The organism is Kitasatospora sp. NBC_00458, from assembly GCF_036013975.1.
Lineage (GTDB): Bacteria > Actinomycetota > Actinomycetes > Streptomycetales > Streptomycetaceae > Kitasatospora.
On record NZ_CP107904.1, the window covers coordinates 2,017,063 to 2,035,834 of the forward strand.

General features: G+C 75.3%; 17 protein-coding genes. 6 read left to right on the top strand and 11 right to left on the bottom strand.

From position 1 onward, the window contains the following. Positions 1–217: 217 nt before the first annotated feature. The gene (locus OG550_RS07530) at positions 218–1,138 is read left to right on the top strand and encodes a lytic polysaccharide monooxygenase auxiliary activity family 9 protein (protein WP_327675861.1); all 921 of its coding nucleotides are present in this window, start codon (positions 218–220) and stop codon (positions 1,136–1,138) included. 275 nt (positions 1,139–1,413) lie between these two features. Here the strand turns inward: OG550_RS07530 and OG550_RS07535 are convergent, their stop codons facing one another. The 4 genes from OG550_RS07535 to OG550_RS07550 form a co-directional block, all read right to left on the bottom strand. Next, on the bottom strand, positions 1,414–2,634 hold the full coding sequence (locus OG550_RS07535) for a DUF2510 domain-containing protein (RefSeq protein WP_327675863.1): 1,221 nt from the start codon (positions 2,632–2,634) through the stop codon (positions 1,414–1,416). Positions 2,635–2,764: 130 nt separating this feature from the next. Beyond that, on the bottom strand, positions 2,765–3,583 hold the full coding sequence (locus tag OG550_RS07540) for a 3-oxoacyl-ACP reductase (RefSeq protein WP_327675866.1): 819 nt from the start codon (positions 3,581–3,583) through the stop codon (positions 2,765–2,767). 9 nt (positions 3,584–3,592) lie between these two features. Further along, positions 3,593–4,972 carry an aldehyde dehydrogenase family protein gene (locus OG550_RS07545; RefSeq protein ID WP_327683724.1) on the bottom strand — a complete coding sequence of 460 codons (1,380 nt, stop codon included), beginning with the start codon at positions 4,970–4,972 and terminating at the stop codon, positions 3,593–3,595. A 71-nt stretch (positions 4,973–5,043) separates the two neighbouring features. Beyond that, positions 5,044–6,465: a glutamine synthetase family protein gene (locus OG550_RS07550; RefSeq protein WP_327675868.1), complete on the bottom strand. Its 1,422-nt coding sequence runs from the start codon at positions 6,463–6,465 to the stop codon at positions 5,044–5,046. Between the two features lie 153 nt (positions 6,466–6,618). On the opposite strand from OG550_RS07550, the gene OG550_RS07555 reads away from it, so the two are divergent. Then, positions 6,619–7,356, top strand: a complete 738-nt coding sequence (locus OG550_RS07555; protein ID WP_327675870.1) for a gamma-glutamyl-gamma-aminobutyrate hydrolase family protein — start codon at positions 6,619–6,621, stop codon at positions 7,354–7,356. Between the two features lie 115 nt (positions 7,357–7,471). Here OG550_RS07555 and OG550_RS07560 read toward each other — a convergent pair whose 3' ends face one another. The 7 genes from OG550_RS07560 to OG550_RS07590 form a co-directional block, all read right to left on the bottom strand. Next, entirely contained in the window at positions 7,472–8,362 is an 891-nt protein-coding gene (locus OG550_RS07560) for an SGNH/GDSL hydrolase family protein (RefSeq protein ID WP_327675872.1), read from the bottom strand. Positions 8,363–8,444: 82 nt separating this feature from the next. Next, on the bottom strand, positions 8,445–9,683 hold the full coding sequence (locus OG550_RS07565; protein WP_327675874.1) for a beta-ketoacyl-[acyl-carrier-protein] synthase family protein: 1,239 nt from the start codon (positions 9,681–9,683) through the stop codon (positions 8,445–8,447). Continuing rightward, the gene (locus tag OG550_RS07570) at positions 9,680–10,048 is read right to left on the bottom strand and encodes an acyl carrier protein (RefSeq protein WP_327675876.1); all 369 of its coding nucleotides are present in this window, start codon (positions 10,046–10,048) and stop codon (positions 9,680–9,682) included. The genes OG550_RS07565 and OG550_RS07570 overlap by 4 nt, the downstream gene beginning before the upstream one ends. Before the next feature lie 44 nt (positions 10,049–10,092). Beyond that, on the bottom strand, positions 10,093–11,502 hold the full coding sequence (locus OG550_RS07575; RefSeq protein ID WP_327675878.1) for an MFS transporter: 1,410 nt from the start codon (positions 11,500–11,502) through the stop codon (positions 10,093–10,095). A 94-nt stretch (positions 11,503–11,596) separates the two neighbouring features. After that, a complete protein-coding gene (locus tag OG550_RS07580) occupies positions 11,597–12,502 on the bottom strand; it encodes a cyclopropane-fatty-acyl-phospholipid synthase family protein (RefSeq protein WP_327675880.1) in 906 nt (301 codons plus the stop codon). A 193-nt stretch (positions 12,503–12,695) separates the two neighbouring features. Beyond that, the gene (locus OG550_RS07585) at positions 12,696–13,649 is read right to left on the bottom strand and encodes an acyl-ACP desaturase (protein ID WP_327675882.1); all 954 of its coding nucleotides are present in this window, start codon (positions 13,647–13,649) and stop codon (positions 12,696–12,698) included. Positions 13,650–13,726: 77 nt separating this feature from the next. After that, complete coding sequence (locus tag OG550_RS07590) at positions 13,727–14,998, bottom strand: chromate transporter (RefSeq protein WP_327675884.1); 1,272 nt, start codon at positions 14,996–14,998, stop codon at positions 13,727–13,729. 172 nt (positions 14,999–15,170) lie between these two features. Here OG550_RS07590 and OG550_RS07595 point away from each other — a divergent pair, with 172 nt between their 5' ends. The 4 genes from OG550_RS07595 to OG550_RS07610 all read left to right on the top strand — a co-directional run bounded on the left by OG550_RS07595 (position 15,171) and on the right by OG550_RS07610 (position 18,757). Further along, positions 15,171–16,247 (top strand): cation diffusion facilitator family transporter, encoded by a 1,077-nt coding sequence (locus OG550_RS07595; RefSeq protein ID WP_327675886.1) that lies wholly within the window; start codon positions 15,171–15,173, stop codon positions 16,245–16,247. 114 nt (positions 16,248–16,361) lie between these two features. After that, positions 16,362–17,267 (top strand): 5'-3' exonuclease, encoded by a 906-nt coding sequence (locus OG550_RS07600; RefSeq protein WP_327683726.1) that lies wholly within the window; start codon positions 16,362–16,364, stop codon positions 17,265–17,267. A 267-nt stretch (positions 17,268–17,534) separates the two neighbouring features. Next, entirely contained in the window at positions 17,535–18,356 is an 822-nt protein-coding gene (locus OG550_RS07605) for a hypothetical protein (RefSeq protein WP_327675888.1), read from the top strand. Beyond that, complete coding sequence (locus OG550_RS07610) at positions 18,353–18,757, top strand: winged helix-turn-helix domain-containing protein (RefSeq protein WP_327675889.1); 405 nt, start codon at positions 18,353–18,355, stop codon at positions 18,755–18,757. Before OG550_RS07605 ends, OG550_RS07610 begins: the two co-directional genes overlap by 4 nt. Positions 18,758–18,772: the final 15 nt, after the last annotated feature.

An 18,772-nucleotide genomic window follows, 5' to 3' on the forward strand; every position in this document is an offset into this window, starting at 1 on the left:
GGATGCCTAACCCCGGCATCCGGTCGGGCCTTTGCGCTGCTCGCAGGGCTACAGTCCGTCAAAAAGTGGCCCACAACGGCCTATTGCCAGCTGGTCTAGTCCAATCATACGCTCAGCTCAGGGGCCGGCGCGCCGGGTCGGCGGGCCCCTCGGACAGACGTGTCCGGCACTCCCCCACATCTTCGGCCCGGGAACACGGTCAAGGAGTCCCCACCCCATGTCCATGAAGCGAACCGCCATGTCCGTAGGCGTCATCGGCGCCGCGGTCCTCACCGTCTCGGTCACCGGCATCGGCACCGCGGGCGCGCACGGCACCGTCACCAACCCGGTCAGCCGGGTCGCGGCCTGCTACGCGGAGGGCCCCGAGACCCCCAAGTCGCAGATCTGCAAGGACCTCGTCGCCCTCAGCGGCACCCAGCCGCTGTACGACTGGAACGAGGTCAACCTCGCCAACGCCGCCGGCAACCACCAGGCGCTGATCCCGGACGGCAAGCTCTGCTCGGCCGGCCGCGACAAGTACAAGGCCCTCGACCTGCCGCGCGCCGACTGGCCGGCCAGCGCGGTCACCGCCGGCAAGGTCGACTTCAAGTTCCGGGTCACCGCCGCGCACCAGGGCAACCAGACCATCTACATCACCAAGCAGACCTGGGACCCGACCAAGCCGCTGAAGTGGTCCGACCTCGACGCGGTCCCGGTCGCCCAGGTGCCGACCAGCCGGACCTCCGACAACGGCTACTACAACTACAGCGGCACCCTGCCGCAGCGCACCGGCCGCCAGCTGCTCTACATGGTCTGGCAGCGCACCGACAGCCCCGAGGCCTTCTACAGCTGCTCCGACGTCGACTTCGGCAAGTCGGCGGCGGCCGGCCAGCCGGCGGCGCTCACCGCGCAGGCCCCGGCCGCGCCGAGCGAGGAGCAGATCTCCGCAGGCCTGTCCAAGTCCACCGTGGCCCACCACGGGCACGGCGGCAACGCCAACGAGCCGGCCGGCGCGGTCGTCCCGACCAACAGTGCCGCGGTGGGCGGCGGCTCGGCCACCGGCCCGCTGCTGCTCGCCGGTGCCGCCGCGATCGGCGTCGGCTGGGCCGGCATGGTGCTCCGGCGTCGTCGGGTCGAGGCTGTTCGACACGACGGCTGACCGCCGGAAGCCGGGGCCGGACCGCCCTACCCCCGTGAGGTCCCGGCCCCGGCGATGCTCCACCGCGCAGTGAACGGCGGCGGCCCGCCCGGACGATTCCGGGCGGGCCGCCGCCGTGTGTGAGCGGAGCGCGGGCCGTACGCGGGGCGGTGCCGTGCGCGCGGGGAGGCGTCCCGGTGTCCCGGCTTCGTGCCTCCCCGCCCTCCCGGTCGCCCCGTGCCGTCGGCCCGCGGGGTCCGGATCCGGGTCCGGGTCCGGACCCCGCGGGCCGGCGGTCAGGTCGTCGCGGTGCCGGAGCCGCCGCCGTCGGCCCCGCCCGGGAAGCCCGGGATGGCCGGCAGCTTGCCGCTGTAGTCGTCGATGCCCTTGACGATGGTGTCCATCAGCGCCACGTCGGGCGCCTTGGCGGTGATGTCGAAGCCCAGGTGCACCGAGACCAGCGACTTGCCGTCGGCGGACGGGAAGACCACGGTCTGCACGTAGCCGTCGTTGCCCTTCGTCGCGTCCACCTTCCAGCGGACCAGGTAGCCGTCCCGGCCGTCGACCTTCACCGCCTCGGACTTCAGCTCCTCGTGCGAGACGATCTCGTTGTAGGAGTCCTTGGCCGCCTTCTCGATGTCGGCCTTGGCGGCCGCCTGGGCGTCGGTGCCGCCTCCGGCGATCCGGCCCGTGTTGGCTCCGCCGAGCGAGCAGGTGCCGCCGCCCTCGCACTCGTACTGGCCGATGCTCAGGGCGGCGAAGCCGTCCCGGGTGGTGCCGCCCTCCCAGCCGGACGGGACGGGCAGGACGAGCCGGTTCACCACGTCGACGGCCTTGTCGGAGCCCGTTCCGCTGCCGTCGCCCTGGTCCCCGTTGCCGCCGTTGCCGCCGTTGCCGTTCTTGCTGTCGCCGCCCCCGTTGCCGTTGTTCTTGCCGTTCCCGTTCCCGTTCCCGTTCCCGTTCCCGTTCTTGCCCCCGCCGTTGCCGTTCCCCTGGCCGTTGCCGCCGCCGTTGCCCTGGCCGCTGCCCTGATCACCGGGGCCGCCGAGGTCCGGCAGGCCCCGCCAGGGGCCGTCGCCGTAGGGCCCGGTCGGGAAGGCGGGGCGGGCGGAGCGCTTCCGCTCCCCGTGGTCGTCCATCGCCAGGTAGGTGATGCCCGACCCGGCGCCCAGCCCGAGCAGGGCCGCCACCGTTGCGGCGATCACCAGCTTGGACGGCCGGCGCCGCCGCTTCGGGGGCGGCGGCACGGGCGAGCCGTAGGCGGTGCCGAAGGGGGGCGGCTCCGGGTAGCGGGCCGACGGTCCACCCTCCAGCACCTCCCCCTCCAGCACCCGGGTCTCGGCGGTCGCGTCCGGCCCCGGAGCGCCGGCCGCCGGGGGCTCCGGCGGCGGCGCGTCCGAGGGTGCGGGCCGGGTGCTGGCCGTCCAGCCCGTGCCGTCCCACCAGCGCTGCGGTCGCGGATCGCTGGTGATGTCCTTCGGGTCCGGGTACCACCCGGCGGGAATCTGCTCGCTCACGACAGAGAATCTAAAGGGAACCGGATAAACGCGATATCAGCTGGACGCCGAATTCCCGGCATTTTCCATGAGATTACGGTGAGAAGCGGAGCGGCCCGGGGCGGACGGGCCCGTGAGCGGCCCGGACGGCCTACAGCGGGGTCACGTAGGCCCCCGCGATCCCGCCGTCCACCAGGAACTCGCTCGCCGTGATGAAGGAGGAGTCGTCGCTGGCGAGGAACGCCACCGCGGCGGCGATCTCCTCCGGCCGGGCGAACCGGCCGAGCGGGATGTGCACCAGCCGCCGGGCCGCCCGCTCCGGGTCCTTGGCGAACAGCTCCCGTAGCATCGGGGTGTCCACCGGCCCGGGCGAGAGCGCGTTGACCCGGATCCCCTCCCGGGCGAACTGCACGCCCAGCTCGCGCGACATCGCCAGCACCCCGCCCTTGGAGGCGGTGTAGGAGATCTGCGAGGTGGCCGCGCCCATCCGGGCCACGAAACTCGCGGTGTTGATGATCGACCCGCGCCCGTGCCGCCGCATGTACGGCAGCGCGGCCTTGCAGCAGAGGTAGACCGAGGTCAGGTTGACCTCCTGGACCTTGCGCCACATCTCCAGCCCGGTGGTCAGGATGGAGTCGTCCTCCGGCGGTGAGATGCCCGCGTTGTTGAACGCGACGTCCACGCTGCCGTACGTCTCGTAAGCCTCGTCGAACAGCGCCTCGACCATGTTCGGGTCGGTGACGTCGGTGTGCACGAAGAGGCCTCCGACCTCCTGTGCGGCCGCCTTGCCGGTGGCCTCGTCGAGGTCCGCGCAGACCACCCGCGCCCCCTCCGAGGCGAGCCGGCGGGCGGCGGCCAGGCCGATCCCGCTGCCGGCTCCGGTGATCACGGCGGTGCGGCCGACCAGCCGCCGGCAGACCGGGGCGTCGGGCTCCTGGGCGTCCTGCGCGTCCTGGGACTTCCGGGTCACGGCGTGCTCCTACTCCTCGGTCCGGATGAAGACGTTCTTGGTCTCGGTGAAGTGGGCGAGCGCGTCCGGCCCGAGCTCACGGCCGACGCCGGACTCGCCGAAGCCGCCGAACGGCGTCCAGTAGCGCACCGAGGAGTGCGAGTTGACGGAGAGGTTGCCCGCCGCGACACCCCGGGCCAGGCGCAGCGCCCGGCCGATGTCCCTGGTCCAGATCGAGCCGGAGAGGCCGTACCGGGTGGCGTTGGCGAGCCGCAGGGCGTCCTCCTCGTCCTCGAAGGGCAGGACGACGGCGACCGGTCCGAAGATCTCCTCGGTGACCGCCGGCACCTGCGGGTCGGTGGGCGCCAGCACGGTCGGCGGGTACCAGAAGCCGGGGCCGTCCGGCACGGCGCCGCGGGCCAGCACCGGCAGGTCGGGGGTGACGTACGACGCCACCCGGCGGACCTGCGCGGCCGAGATGAGCGGGCCGAGCTGGGTCCCCGGGTCGGTCGGGTCGCCGGTGCGGACCGCTTCGACGGCGGGCAGCAGCAGGGCGAGGAAGTCGTCGTAGGCCTCGCGCTGGACCAGGATCCGGCTGCGCGCGCAGCAGTCCTGGCCGCTGTTGTCGAGGAAGGACATCGGGTCGGCGGCGCCCGCGAGGTCGGCGTCGGCGAAGACGATGTTGGGGCTCTTGCCGCCGAGTTCGAGGGTGACCCGCTTGGCCCGGGCCGCACAGCGGGCGGCGACCTCCTTGCCGACCGCGGTCGAGCCGGTGAAGACGATCTTGCGGACGGCCGGGTGGTCGACCAGGGCCCTGCCGGTGGTCGCGCCGGCTCCCGGGACCACCTGGAGCAGGCCCTCGGGCAGCCCGGCGGCGAGGGCGAGTTCGGCCAGCCGGAGCGCGGTCAGCGGGGTGGCCTCGGCGGGCTTGAGCAGCACCGCGTTCCCGGCGGCGAGGGCGGGTGCGAAGCCCCAGGCGGCGATCGGCATCGGGAAGTTCCACGGCGCGATCACCCCGACCACGCCGATCGGCTCGTGGAAGGTGACGTCGAGCCCGCCGGCGACCGGAATCTGCCGCCCGGTCAGCCGCTCCACGCCGCCGGCCGCGTACTCCAGCAGGTCGCGGACGTTGCCCGCCTCCCAGCGGGCGGTGCCGGTGGTGTGGCCGGCCTCGGCGACCTCCAGGGCGGCGAGTTCGGGGACGTGCACCTCGACCTGGTCGGCGAAGCGCCGCAGCAGTCGGGCCCGCTCGCCGGGGGCGAGGGCGGCCCAGCCCTGCTGTGCCTTGACGGCCCGCTGGACGGCGGCGTCCAGCCGTTCCGGGGTGGTGTCCGGGACGGTGGCCAGGGTCTCGCCGGTGGCGGGGTTGAGGACGGTGGAGGAGGCGGGCCCGGTGCCGGGGCCCGCCACGTCGGAGGTGTCGTGGGCCGCGGTGGCCCCGGTGGTCTCGGTGGTCGTGCCGGTGCTGGTCTCGATGGTGGTCACATCCGCTCGAAGGATCGGTAGCGCTCCCAGTCGGTGATGGCGCTGTCGTAGGCGGCCTGTTCGACCCTGGCCATGTGCAGGTAGTGCTCGACCACGTCGTCGCCGAACGCGGCCCGGGCCGCCTCGCTGGCGCCCCACAGGTCGGCCGCCTCGCGGAGCGAGCCGGGCACCCGGGCGTAGTCGTCGACGGCGTAGGCGTTGCCCAGGCAGGGTGCGGGCAGCTCCAGCTTGTGCTGTACCCCGTGCAGCCCCGCGGCGATCATCCCGGCCACCGCGAGATAGGGGTTGACGTCCCCGCCGGGTACCCGGTTCTCCATCCGCAGGCCCGGGCCGTGGCCGACCACCCGGTAGGCGCAGGTGCGGTTGTCCCGGCCCCAGGCGACCGCCGTCGGGGCGAAGGAGCCCGGGCGGTACCGCTTGTAGGAGTTGATGTTGGGCGCGTACAGCAGGGTGAACTCGCGCAGCGCGAGCAGCTGGCCGGCCAGGAAGTGCCGCATGGTGTCGGTCATCCGCCCGTCGGACCCGGCGAAGGCCGGCGCGCCGACGGCGTCGCGCAGCGAGAGGTGGATGTGGCAGCTGTTGCCCTCGCGCTCGTCGTACTTGGCCATGAAGGTGAGCGCGCAGCCGAGTTGGGCGGCGATCTCCTTGGCGCCGGTCTTGTACACGCTGTGCTGGTCGCAGGTGGTGAGCGCGTCGGCGTAGCGGAAGGCGATCTCGTGCTGGCCGAGGTTGCACTCCCCCTTGGCGGACTCCACGACGAGGCCGGCGCCGGCCATCTCGGTGCGGATCCGGGAGAGCAGCGGCTCGACCCGGGCGGTGCCGAGCAGCGAGTAGTCGACGTTGTAGAGGTTGGCCGGGGTCAGGCTGCGGTAGCCGCCCTGCCAGGCCTGCTCGTAGGTGTCGCGGAAGACCAGGAACTCCAGCTCGGTGCCGATGTCGGCGGCCAGGCCGTGCTCGGCCAGCCGCTCGATCTGGCGGCGCAGCAGCTGGCGGGGGGCGGCCGCGACCGGGTGGCCGCCGTGCCTGGCCAGGTCGGCGGTGACCTGGGCGGTGCCGGGCTGCCAGGGGGTGAGCCGGAGGGTGCCGAGGTCGGGGCGCATGGTGAAGTCGCCGTAGCCGGTCTCCCAGGAGGAGAGCGCGTAGCCGTCCACCGTGTTGAGGTCGACGTCGACGGCGAGCAGGTAGTCGCAGGCCTCCGCGCCGTTCTCGGCCACCTCGTCGAGGAAGAACCGGGCGGCGAAGCGCTTGCCCTGCAGCCGGCCCTGCATGTCGGTGAAGGCGAGCGCGACGGTGTGGACCTCACCGGCGTCGACCAGGGCGCGCAGTTCGTCCAGGGGGAGCGGGGCTCGGCGCGGCGCACCCGGGGCGGCTCCTGCGGGCGCGGCGGCACCGCCGGGCGCGGCGACGTGGTCGGACATGGCCGGCCTCCTCCTCCATCACGCTGCGAGATCGTTCGGTCACAGCGAACCGTACGGCCTGCCACTGACAGCGCGGAAGAGGGCGGGCGGGTGTGGCGCGCCGATATGCGTGGTTGGCGGTGTATCGGGTGGTGCGGGAGGAGAATGCCCGCCATGGATCGCAGGCCTTTTGTCGGCGTCAGCACCTATCTGGTGGACGCGAGTTGGAGCGACTGGAGGGACCGCCGGGTGGCCCTGGTGCCCGAGCGGTACACCTCGTACGTACGGGAGTCGGGCGGGATCGCGGTGCTGCTGCCGCCGGACGCCGCGGAGCGCGCACCGGAGGTGCTGGCGCGGCTGGACGCCCTGGTCATCGCGGGCGGGCCGGACATCGACCCGGCCTACTACGGTCAGCGGCCGCACCCGCTCACCGACGTGGACTCGGGCGAGCGGGACGTCTGGGAGTGCGCGCTGCTGCGGGCGGCGCTCGCGGCCGGCATGCCGCTGCTGGGCATCTGCCGGGGCATGCAGGTGCTGAACGTGGTCTGCGGGGGCACCCTGGTGCAGCACCTGCCGGACGTCGTCGAGGTGGACGTGCACACCGGCTCGCCCGGGAAGTACGGGACGCACGTGGTGCGGCCGGTCCCGGGGACGCTGCTCGGCGGGCTGCTGCCGGAGCCCGAGCTGACCGTGCCCACCTTCCACCACCAGGCGGTGGACCGGCTCGGCACGGGCCTGCGCGTCGGTGCGCACGCCCCGGACGGCACGGTGGAGGCGGTGGAGGGGCCGGGGTTCACGCTGGGAGTGCAGTGGCACCCGGAGCAGGGGGACGACCTGCGGGTGATGCAGGCGCTGGTCCGGGCGGCGACCGCGGCCCGGGCGGTGCAGCCGGAGCCGGTCGAGGTGGGGTAGCCGCCGGGCGGGGCGGCCCGTCCGCGCCCGTCCACGCCCGTCCGTGCCCGCACCCCGGGTGAGTGGGGTGCGGGCGGGGCGCCCCACCGGTGCTCGGGCGCCGCTCGGGCGGGCCTCAGGCGGTGGTCGGCGCCGGGCCGCCGGACGCCGCGCCGGCCGGTACCCCGGCCTCCGCGTCGGCCCCGGCCCCGGGCAGCCGGGCGGCGGCGTCGAGGAGGGCGGGGAGCATGCGGGCGGCGTGCTCGGCGTAGCCGCGGGAGCTGGGGTGGACCCCGTCGGGGCAGAGGAGGTCGGCCCGGTCCCGGAACTCGGGGCCGGAGGACGGCGCGAGCGGCGTACCGGCGCGGACGGCGGCGCGGGTCTGCAGGCGGGCGAGGCGCCGGGAGCGGTGCCCGCCCAGCAGGCGGACGGGGGTGCGGAAGCCGGGCGCGTGGCCGGGGTCGGGGCACGGCACGACGACCGGCTGCCAGCCGGTCTCGCGGAGCCGCCCGAGCAGCAGCGCGAACCGGCGGGCGGAGCGGCCGAGGGGCAGCGGGAGGAGGGCGTCGTTGCCCCCGACGATCACCACGGCGAGCCCGGGCCGCAGCCGCGCCGCCCTGGCGACCTGGTGGCGCAGGCCGGTCGTGGTGGCACCGACCCGGGCGAGGACGCGCAGCTCGACCGGCCGGTCGAGCCGGTCGCCGAGGGCCTGGGCGAGCCGGGCGCCGAGCGTCTCCTCGGCCCGGCCTGCGCCGAGGCTCCGGGCGAGCGAGTCGCCCAGCATCAGCAGGGTGACCGGCCGCTCGTCGGCGGGTTCGGCCGGGCCGTAGCGGCCGTCGGCGCGGGGGGCCGTCCAGTCGGCGGGCGGGCGGCGCATCAGCAGCCGGCTGTAGAGGCGGGAGGCGGCGAGCCCGGCCCGCACCAGCGGGCGGCGGGCGGCGGGGGCGGTGCGGGCGGCGGTGCGGGCGGCTTCGGCGGGCGGGGTGGTGGCGGCGTCCGGGGTGACCGGTGCGGTCGGGGCGGGCATGGCGGGACTCCGGGGCTGGCGGGCAGACGGGCTGGCGGGCAGGGGGCTGGGGGCGGACGGGCAGGGGCAGGGGCAAGGGCGTTCAGGCGGTGGTCAGGACGACGGCCGCGTTCTGGCCGCCGAAGCCGCTGGAGACCGAGACGGCGGCCTGGAGCCGCGCCCGCCTCGGCACCTTGGTCACCACGTCGAGATCGATCGCGTCGTCCGGCCGGTCGAGGTTGGCGGTGGGCGGGATCAGTCCGTGCTGCAGGGTCAGCACGGTGACCGCCGCCTCGATGGCGCCGGCCGCGCCCAGGCAGTGGCCGATCACGCTCTTGACCGCCGTGACCGGGGGCGGGTCGCGGAAGACCTGCCGCAGGGCGGCCGCCTCCGCGAGGTCGTTGAGCGTGGTGCCGGTGCCGTGCGCGTTGACGTGCCCGATCTCGTGCGGGGCCAGTCCGGCGTCGGCGAGCGCGGCCCGGACGGCGCGCGCCAGGCCCGCACCGTCCGGGCGGGGCGCCGTGAAGTGGTGGGCGTCCGCGGCGGAGCCGTGGCCCGCCAGGCGGGCGCGCGGGCGGGCACCGCGGGCCCGGGCGTCTGCGGCGCGTTCCAGCACCAGGACGCCCGCGCCCTCGCCGAGCACGAAGCCGTCCCGGTCCGCGTCGAACGGCCGGGAGGCACCGGCCGGGTCGTGCCTGCGGCGGGAGAGCGCGCCGAGCCGGTCGAAGGAGGTCGCGACCATGGGGGTGCGGCCGCTCTCCGCGCCGCCGGCCAGCACCACGTCGCAGGTGCCGGCCCGGAGCAGGTCGCAGGCGATGCCGAGGGCGGTGGTGCCGGACGCGCAGGCCGTGCTGGTCACCAGGTTGGGGCCGCGGGCGCCGAGGTCGAGACCGACCTCACCGGCGGCCATGTTGGGGATGGAGCGCGGCACCATCAGCGGGGAGACCCGGTCCGGCCGGCCCTCCGCGAGCCGTCCGTACTCGGCGGCGTGGGTGTCCGTGCTGCTGGCGCTCACCCCGAGCACCACGCCGACCCGGTCCGCGTCCCAGCCGGCCGGGTCGAGTCCGGCGTCGGCGACGGCCTCCCTGGCGGCCAGGACGGCGAGTTGGGCGAACCGGTCGAGCCGCCGGGCCAGCCGGCCGCCGAGCAGCGCGACCGGGTCGAAGTCTCCGGCCTGGCAGGAGAAGTCGACGTTCAGACCGGCGAGGCGCGGGTCGGTCCGGGCGGTCGGCTCGCCGCCGAGCAGGTGCTCCCAGCCGGCCGCCACGCCGAAGCCGGCGGGGGTGACCAGTCCGAGCCCGGTCACCGCCACCGACCGGGCGGCCGCCGTGTGAGCGCTCAACTGACGGCGCCCGCGGCCAGATCGGCGCCGGTCAGCGGGGCGCCGCCGGGAGCCGGGACCGCCCCTGCCGGCGGGACGGCGGCCGTTGCGGTGGCCGTTGCGGTGGCGGTTTCGGCTTCGGCTTCGGCGGTTGCGGTTTCGGCCAGGACGCCATCGGCGTGGGCGACGAGTCCGCCGAGCGTGGAATCCGGCCGGATGTCGCTGACGGTGGCGCCGATCCGCTCCTCGACCAGCAGGGAGAGCTCGACCAGCGCGAGGCTGTCCAGGTCCAGCGAGGCCAGCGTGGCGCCGGGCGTGACCAGTGCGGCGGGGACGTCGAACTCCTCGACCAGGCAGTCGCGCAGGACGGTGAAGGTGTCGGACATGGGGCGTTCCTTTCGATGGCGGGAGGTGTGAACGGCCGGGCCGTTCAGTCCGGTTCGGGCACGAGGACGGCCCTCGGCACCGGGCGCCGGCCCGGCAGCCGGAGCCAGGCGAGCAGGACGGCGACCGCCGCGACGGCCCCGCCGACCCGGGCGGCGGCGGTGAGCCCGGTGGCGAACGCGGCCGCGTCACCCGTCGCCGCACCGGCCCCGGCGGTGGCCAGCACGGAGCCGAGCACCGCCACCCCGAGGGTGGAACCGACCTGCCGGGTCGCGTCGTTGAGGGCCGACCCGACCCCGGCCATGGCGGCCGGCACGGCGCTCATCACCAGTTCGGTGGCGACCGGCGCGAGCAGTCCGGCGCCGAATCCGGAGACCGCCTCGAAGGCGAACACCGGCGCGTCCCCCGACTCCGCACCGAGGCGGCCGAGCTGGACGAATCCGGCGGCGATCAGCAACTGCCCGACGGCCACCGGCACACGCGCCCCGGCGTACCGGGCGACCACCGGGCCGAGGACGGCTCCGACCGCCAGTCCCAGTGACAGCGGGACCATCCGCAGTCCGGCCTGCCAGGCGGACAGGCCGCGGACCTGCTGGAGGTAGAGGGTCAGCAGGAACATCGCGCCGAACATCGCGAAGGACATCAGCGCCAGCGACACCGTGGCCGGCCAGGCCGGGCCGTCGCGCAGCAGCCGCAGCGGCACCATCGGTGCGGCGCAGCGGAGTTGGCGCAGCACGAAGAGGGAGGTCAGCAGCGCGGCGGCGGCGAGTGCGGCGAGCACCCCGGGGCTGGTCCAGCCGCGTCCGGGCGCCTCGATGATCCCCCAGACCAGGGCGAGCAGGGCGGCGCAGGAGAGCGGCGCGCCGAGCCGGTCCAGCGGCCGGGCCTCGGGGTCGCGCGACTCGGGGACCACCGGGGTCACCGCCAGGAGTACCGCCACCACGGGGACGTTGAGCCAGAACGCGGCCTGCCAGCCGTGCTGTTCGACCAGTCGGCCGCCGACCACCGGGCCGAACAGCGCACCGATCCCGGCGACCGCCGCCCAGATCCCGATCGCCCGCCGCCGGTCGTCCGCCGCGGGCAGCACGTGCACGACGGTGGAGAGCGTGGCGGGCATGAAGAGGGCCGCGCCGACGCCCATCGCGCAGCGGGCGGCGACCAGCGCGGCCGGGCCGTCGCCGAGCGCGCCCGCCACCGAGGCGAGCGCGCAGACGGCGAGCCCGGCGGCGAAGGCCCGCCGCCGGCCGTACCGGTCGCCGAGGGCTCCGGCGGCGAGCACGCAGCCGCCGAGGGCGAGCGCGTAGCCGTCGACGATCCACTGGGTCTCGGCCAGGGTCGGGCCGAGGTCGGCGCGCAGGCCGGGGATCGCCACGTTGAGGACGGTGAAGTCGAGTCCGAGGAGGAAGAGGGCGGCGCAGACGACGGCGACCGCCGCCCAGGCGCGCGTCCTGGTCACCGGCCCGGCCGCGGCGCCGGGTCCGGGCCGGGCTCCGAGGCCGGGTCGGGTTCCGGGTGCGGGTCCGGGTCCGGTCGAGGGGTCCACCCGGGCCTCAGACCGGCAGCCGGAGCGGCTCGTCACGCCGCCGGAAGCCGATCCGGTAGAGCGTGGCGGCGCCGCGCAGGAAGGTGACCTCGCAGGCGCGCAGGTAGCGGCGGTAGCGGCGGAAGCCGTCCGGGCCGACCAGGTCCTCGGCCTCGGCGCGGGCCCGCAGCAGCCGGGCGTTCCAGGCGCCCAGGGTGCGGGCGTAGTCCTCGGCGGAGGCGCGGACCGCGGTGACGGCGAAGTACGGGTCGCAGGCGGTGGCGATCTCGCTCAGCCGGGGCAGCACCGCGCCGGGGAAGATCTCGGCGGCGACGAAGGAGCCGACCGGGCCCTCTCCCCCGGCCACGCCGTCGTAGGCGATGGTCTGCAGCGACATCCGGGCGCCGGGGCGCAGCCAGCCGTGGCAGCGCTCGAAGTAGCCGCGGTAGGCGGCGAGGCGTTCGGCGGCGTCCATGTCGGCGGTGGCGAAGTGCTCGAAGGCGCCGATCGAGACGATCCCGTCGTAGGGCCGCTCGGGCCGGTGGCCGTCCCAGCTCTCCAGCCGGACGTCGACGCCGGGCAGGCCGAGCGCCCGGACGTGGGCGTGCTGGGCGCGGGAGAGGGTGAGCCCGGTGGCCCCGCCGGCCCGGCCGGTGAGGACGGCGTGGGTGAGCAGGCCGCCCCAGCCGCAGCCGACGTCGAGCAGGCGGAACCCGGCGTCGGAGGCGGCGCCGGCCAGGTCGAGGTGGAGGTCGAGCTTGGCGCGCTGGGCGCGGGGCAGCGCGGTGGTGTCGGGCTCGCCGGGGGCGATGCCGTCCCAGAGGGCGGCGGAGTAGCTGAGCGTCTCGTCGAGCCAGAGTGCGTAGAACTCGTTGCCGAGGTCGTAGTGGAACTCGATGTCGGCGGCGCTGGTGCCGACGGTGGTGGTGGTCATGCGGCGGTCGTGCCTCTCCTGTTCGGGGACGGACGGGTGGCAGACGGTGGGCGGTGGGCGGCGGGCGGTGGGCGGTGGGCGGTGGGCGGTGCGGGACGGGCCACCCGCGAGAAGCGAGGCCGACGGATGCCGGGTGCCAGGTGCCGGAGATCGGGTGCCGGGGATCGGGTGCCGGGCGCCGCCGCCGTCGGTCTCAGGCGGGCGCGGCCCGCTCGCGGCGGGCCCGGACGGCGAGCGCCTGGGCCCGGCGTTCGACGAACCGGGCGGCCCGGGCGTCGAGCCGCTCCAGGTGCCCGGCGAGCCGGTCGCGGGCCTGCTCGCCCTCGGGGCCGAGGCCGGTCAGTTCGAGGATCCCGAGCGAGCGGAGCAGCGGGACGAGCACCTCGTCGTGGTGGACCCGCAGGTCGTACACGCCCGCGACGGCGATCTCGCCCGCCATCCGGGCGAAGCCGGGCATGCCCTGGCCTGGCATGGCGAAGCCGCGGACGGTGGCGTCGAGGGTGACGAGCACGTGGTCCGCGTCCAGTTCCAGTGCGGCGCGCAGCAGTTCGCGGTAGAAGACCATGTGCAGGTTCTCGTCCTGGGCGACCCTGGCGAGCAGGCGGTCGCAGACCGGGTCGCCGCTGAGCCGGCCGGTGTTGCGGTGGCTGACCCGGGTGGCGAGCTCCTGGACGGCCGCGTAGGCGACGAGGCCGAGCACGCCGGTCGGTTCGGGGACGGCTCCGGCGGCGACCTGGGCCATCCGGGCGCGTTCCAGGGCGGTCGGGTCGACGGCGCGGGAGGCGTGCAGGTAGCCGCGGATGGCGGCGGCGTGCCGGTCCTCCTCGGCGGTCCAGCGGTGCAGCCAGGCGCCCCAGGCGCCGTCCCGGGAGGTCTGTGCGGCGATGGTCCGGTGGTAGCCGGGGAGGTTGTCCTCGGTCAGCAGGTTGACCACCAGGGCGGAGCGGATCGCCGGGGCGAGCGCGGAGTGCTCGGGCCGCCAGGGTTCACCGTCGAGCGGCCCGTCGAAGTCCCGGCCGAGGCTCCACGGCACGTACTGGTGCGGGAACCATTCGCGCGCCGCGGCGATGTGACGATTCATCAGTTCTTCGGCAGCGGGCTCCAGTTCGACGAGCCAGTGGACGGCTCGCACCGTGTTGATCTTCACGGGCGCCGATCGTTGCGCAGGCGCACGGGGGCGCGCAAACCGGCTTCACCCGGTCGGGTGAGCCCCTTCGGGAGGATTCACGCCACCGGCAGACCGGCGGCCGCCGCGAGCGCGCCGGCCGCCCCCGCGGCGAGCAGGGCGAGCACCACACCCCGCCGGGCCGCGACCAGCCAGAGCAGCGCCCCGGCCAGGACGCCCCACTGCCAGGCGTGGCCCAGTGCGGCGGCCAGCGGCACGGCCGAACCGGCGATGGCGCCGATCACCGCCGGGCCCGCGCCGGTGAGGAAGTCCTGCACCCGCCGGTCCGCACGGAGCCGGTCGAAGTGCCGGCCGCCGAGGATCACGAAGAGGAAGGACGGGGCGAAGGCGACCGCCGCCGCCAGCAGCCCGCCGGCGATCCCGGCGGCCGCGTAGCCGACCACGGCGACGGTCTGCACCACCGGGCCGGGGGTGACCTGGCCGAGGGCGACGGCGTTGAGGAACTGTCCGTCCGTCATCCAGTGGTGGCGGTTGACCGCGTCGTCCCGCATCAGGGGGATGATCACGAAGCCGCCGCCGTAGGAGAGCGCCCCCACCTTGAACGCCACCCAGGCCACCGCGCCCAGTCCGCCGAGCGCGGGAAGGCCGACGGCGAGCGGCAGCCCCGCGGCCGGCCCGGTCCGCCGGCCGCCGGAGCGGGGGCCGGACCCGGGTCCGGAGCGGGAGCGGGAGCGGGGCCGCCCGTCACCGGACCGGGGCCCCTTGTCGCCGGACCGGGCCCCCTTGCCGCCGGGCCGGGAGCGCGGGCCGGACCGGGCCGCGACCTCGGTCAGCCCTGCCGCGACCAGGACCAGCACCAGCCAGGGCCCGGTGACGATCGCGGCCGCCGCCCCCGCCAGCGCGTACCCGGTCCAGCGGGCGCGGGCGACCCGCGCCCGGCCGGCGCGGGCGAAGCTGCCGGGGATCAGCGAGGTGGCGGCCTGGACGGCGACCGCCGGCACGGCCGCCCCGGCCCCGGCGGCCGCCCCGAGCACCCCGGGCGGCGGGTCGCCGGCCAGGAAGAGCACCGCGAGCGCGAGGATCAGCGCCAGCCCCGGGGCGATGAAGCAGGCCCCGCCGACCAGCGCGCCGGGCGTGCCGCGCAGCCGCCAAGCGGTGAACACCGCCAGTTGGGTGGAGGCCGGACCGGGCAGCAGGTTGGTCGCCGCGATGCCGTCCTCGAACTCCTCCGGCGTCAGCCAGCCCCGCCGCTCCACGCAGAGCCGCCGCAGCAGCAGGATGTGCGCGGGCGGCCCGCCGAAGCCGAGCACCCCGATCCGGCCCCACTCCCGGGCCAGCACGCCCAGTCCCACCCGACCGGTCACGTCCACGTGCGGCTCCCCTGCTCGACGGCGGCGTGACGATACCCGACGGGGGTTACGGCTCGGCAATGACAACGGTCTCCAGTGCAGCCTTTGGATCTTCGTTCGATCTGAGGTTCACTTCGGTTGCAGGGCAGTTGCGCCCCCTACCCCACCCCCGCACGTCCAGGAGAGGACTTCGATGGCCGGGCACGAGCACTCCCACGATGATCATGCTCATGACCAGAAGCAGGCGCACGACGGCCACGCGCACGGTGCGGGCGGTCACGGCGGTCACGGTGGCCACGGCGGCCACTCGCACGGCGTAGCCGCCGACGCCGACCGCCGCTGGCTGCTCAGCGCGCTCGCGCTGATCGTGGTGTTCATGGCCGGCGAGGTGGTGGTCGGATTCGCGGCCCACTCGCTGGCGCTGATCTCGGACGCCGCGCACATGCTCACCGACGCCGCCTCGATCGTGCTCGCCCTGATCGCCATGCGGCTCGCCGCCCGCCCGGCCCGCGGCGGCTACACCTACGGACTCAAGCGCGCGGAGATCCTCTCGGCCCAGGCCAACGGGGTGACGCTGCTGATCCTCTCCGCCTGGCTCGGCTACGAGGCCGTCACCCGGCTGTTCGAGCCCCCGGAGGTGGCCGGCACGCTGGTGCTGGTCACGGCGCTGATCGGGATCGTCGTCAACATCGCCGCCGCCTGGTGCATGTCCAAGGCCAACCGCAGCTCCCTCAACGTCGAGGGCGCCTTCCAGCACGTGCTCACCGACCTGTACGCGTTCATCGCGACCGCCGTCGCCGGCGTGATCATGGTGACCACCGGCTTCGCCCGCGCCGACTCGATCGCCTCGCTGATCGTGGTGGCGCTGATGCTCAAGGCCGGCATCGGCCTGGTCCGCGACTCCGGGCGGATCTTCCTGGAGGCCGCCCCGGCGGGCATCGACCCGGACACGGTCGCGGACCGGCTGGTCGCCCAGCCGCTGGTGGAGGAGATCCACGACCTGCACATCTGGGAGATCACCTCCAACCAGCCGGCGCTCTCCGCCCACATCCTGGTCACCCCCGGCGGGGACTGCCACGCCGTCCGCCGCGAACTGCAGCGCAGGCTCGCCGACGAGTACGGGATCTCGCACAGCACGCTCCAGGTCGACCACGTCGGCGAGGACGAGGCGGGGGCGCTGCTCCAGATCACCACCCCGGGCGACCTCTCCCCCGAGCACTGCGCCGACGCCCACGGCCCCGTCCACCGGGCCGGGCCGCACAAGCACTGAGGCCACCGCGGCGGACGGCCCGCCGGTTCCGGTACGCGCGGGCCGCGCGCCCACCGGAACCGGCGGGCCGTCCGCCCGGTACGGCATGATCGGAGGGTGACCGCACCGCGACTGATGCTGCTCGACTCCGCCAGCCTCTACTTCCGCGCCTACTTCGGCGTCCCGGACTCCCTGCGCTCCCCGCAGGGCGAGCCGGTCAACGCCGTCCGGGGCCTGCTGGACTTCATCGCCCGACTGGTCCACGACCACCGGCCCGACCAGCTGGTCGCGTGCATGGACGCCGACTGGCGCCCGCAGTGGCGGGTGGACCTGATCCCCTCCTACAAGACGCACCGGCTCGCCGAGGCGGCCGAGGACGGCGAGGAGGAGGTGCCGGACACGCTCGCGCCTCAGGTCCCCGTGATCGAGCAGGTGCTGGACGCGCTCGGCATCGCCCGGATCGGCTCCCCCGGCTACGAGGCCGACGACGTGATCGGCACCCTGACCGCCCGCGCCACCGGCCCGGTCCAGATCGTGACCGGCGACCGCGACCTCTTCCAGCTGGTGGACGACGCCCGGGAGATCACCGTGCTCTACCCGGTCAAGGGCATGGGCAACCTCCAGGTCACCGACGACGCCCTGCTGCGGGAGAAGTACGGCGTGAACGGCGCGCAGTACGCGGACATGGCCGCCCTGCGCGGCGACGCCAGCGACGGCCTGCCGGGCGTCAAGGGCATCGGCGAGAAGACGGCCGCCCAGCTGATCCACGAGTACGGCGACCTGGCCGGCATCCGGGCCGCCGCGCTCGACGTGGGCTCGAAGCTGACCCCGGCCCGGCGCCGCAACCTGGTCGAGGGCTCCGCCTACCTGGACGTGGCCCCGACCGTGGTCCGGGTCGCCTCCGACGCACCGCTGCCCGACTTCGACCCGGCCCTCCCCGCCGAGCCGCTCGACCCGATGACCCTGGAGGAGCTCTCCGCCCGCTGGGGCCTCGGCACCTCCCTGGAGCGCGTCCTGGAGACCCTGGCCGCCACCCGCTGAGCCCCACCGGAAGGGGCCCGCCCGCTGAGCCCTCACCCACCCACCTCCCCCCCAGAAGGGGCCCGCCGCTTGCGACGGGCCCCTTCTGCCTTCTCGGGCAGCCTTTCGCCCGAATCGACTTTGGATCAACATGAACTCTTGACCGCCATCTACTTTGCGATGCAAAGTTCGTGTGTCCGGGAGGTCCCGGAGGCGGAACGGCACCGCACGCCGCTCCGCCGGGGCGGCCGCGCGACCCGCGCGGCGCACGCGAACGAGGGGTGGAGCATGGAACCGGTGGGAACGGTCGGAACGGAGACGGCGGCCGACGCGGCACGGTTGCTGGCCGACGCGGAAGGACTGCGGGCACGGACCCGCACCAGGCTGGGCGGATCGGGCGTACCGCTGCTGCTCTTCGGCACGCTCGCGCTCCTGGCCGCGCCGGTCGCCCGGCACGCCTTCAACTTCGGCTCCACCGCGCGGAGCCTGATCTCCTACCCGGCCTTCGCCTACGCGGAGCTCACCGGGCTCTGCGTCAGCCACAGCGCGGGCGGCGGCTGCGAGGCGGACGAGTTCGTCGGCTCGACCGTCCGCTTCCTCGCCTGGGGCTCCTGGTACGCGCTGCTGCCGCTGGCCTGGCTGGGCCTGGCCCGCTGGTACCGGCTGCGCGGCGAGGAGCGCGGCGTCGTCCCCCACCGGGCCGGGTGGCTCGGCTCCGTCGCCCTCGGGAGCACCGTCGTCATCGCGGTCCTGGTGCTGCTGATCACCATGCGCCGGCAGAACCTCTTCCTGACCCTGCTGGGGAACAACTACGCCTCGCCCTGGTACCTGGTCGGCATCGGCCTGGTGGCCCTCGGCGTCACCGAACGCGACCGGGTCGTCGCCTTCGCCGGCCTCGCCCATGCCCTGCTGCTCACCGCCTACCTGGCCGCGCCGTGGGGCAGTTCACTGCTGCCGTGGGTCCGGTCGGACGGCTCGGCGTGGATCGACGGCCCCCAGCCGAAGGCCCTGCTGCTCGCAGCGGTCCTGCTGGTAGCCGGTGCCGCCCAGTGGCGGGCCGCACGCACCCGGACGGCGGGCGGCAGGGCATCGAGTACGGTCACGGCATGAACGATGCGGAGGCGCCCGCCGGAACCGGCGGCGCGGATCAGGACACGGCCGAGCGGCCGCACCCGACCCTGGACCTGGACGACACCGTCCACCAGCGGGTCCGGCTCGGCGTCCTGACCGTCGCCCGCGAGGCCGAGAGCGTCGAGTTCGGCTTCCTCAAGCAGGAGCTGGGCCTCACCGACGGCAACCTGTCGCGGCACCTCAAGGTCCTGGAGGACTCCGGCCTGATCGCGGTGAACAAGGGCTACGCCGGCCGCCGCCCGCGCACCTGGATCACCCTCACCGCGCAGGGCGCCCAGGCCCTGGACCGCGAACTGCGCGCCCTGCGCGAACTCGTCCGCCGCCTCGAAGCCGCCGGCGCGGCGAAACCCGCCGAAGCCCCGGGACAGCCCCCCGCCTAGGAAGACGACCCGGCC

Bases quoted from the DNA above. Each gene is read 5' to 3' on its own strand.
- OG550_RS07600 (WP_327683726.1), top strand. From the start codon at position 16,362: ATGCTGCTCGACTCCGCCAGCCTCTACTTCCGCGCCTACTTCGGCGTC.
- OG550_RS07560 (WP_327675872.1), bottom strand. From the start codon at position 8,362: ATGCCCGCCCCGACCGCACCGGTCACCCCGGACGCCGCCACCACCCCG.
- OG550_RS07530 (WP_327675861.1), top strand. From the start codon at position 218: ATGTCCATGAAGCGAACCGCCATGTCCGTAGGCGTCATCGGCGCCGCG.
- OG550_RS07610 (WP_327675889.1), top strand. From the start codon at position 18,353: ATGAACGATGCGGAGGCGCCCGCCGGAACCGGCGGCGCGGATCAGGAC.
- OG550_RS07570 (WP_327675876.1), bottom strand. From the start codon at position 10,048: ATGTCCGACACCTTCACCGTCCTGCGCGACTGCCTGGTCGAGGAGTTC.
- OG550_RS07605 (WP_327675888.1), top strand. From the start codon at position 17,535: ATGGAACCGGTGGGAACGGTCGGAACGGAGACGGCGGCCGACGCGGCA.
- OG550_RS07550 (WP_327675868.1), bottom strand. From the start codon at position 6,465: ATGTCCGACCACGTCGCCGCGCCCGGCGGTGCCGCCGCGCCCGCAGGA.
- OG550_RS07595 (WP_327675886.1), top strand. From the start codon at position 15,171: ATGGCCGGGCACGAGCACTCCCACGATGATCATGCTCATGACCAGAAG.
- OG550_RS07580 (WP_327675880.1), bottom strand. From the start codon at position 12,502: ATGACCACCACCACCGTCGGCACCAGCGCCGCCGACATCGAGTTCCAC.
- OG550_RS07555 (WP_327675870.1), top strand. From the start codon at position 6,619: ATGGATCGCAGGCCTTTTGTCGGCGTCAGCACCTATCTGGTGGACGCG.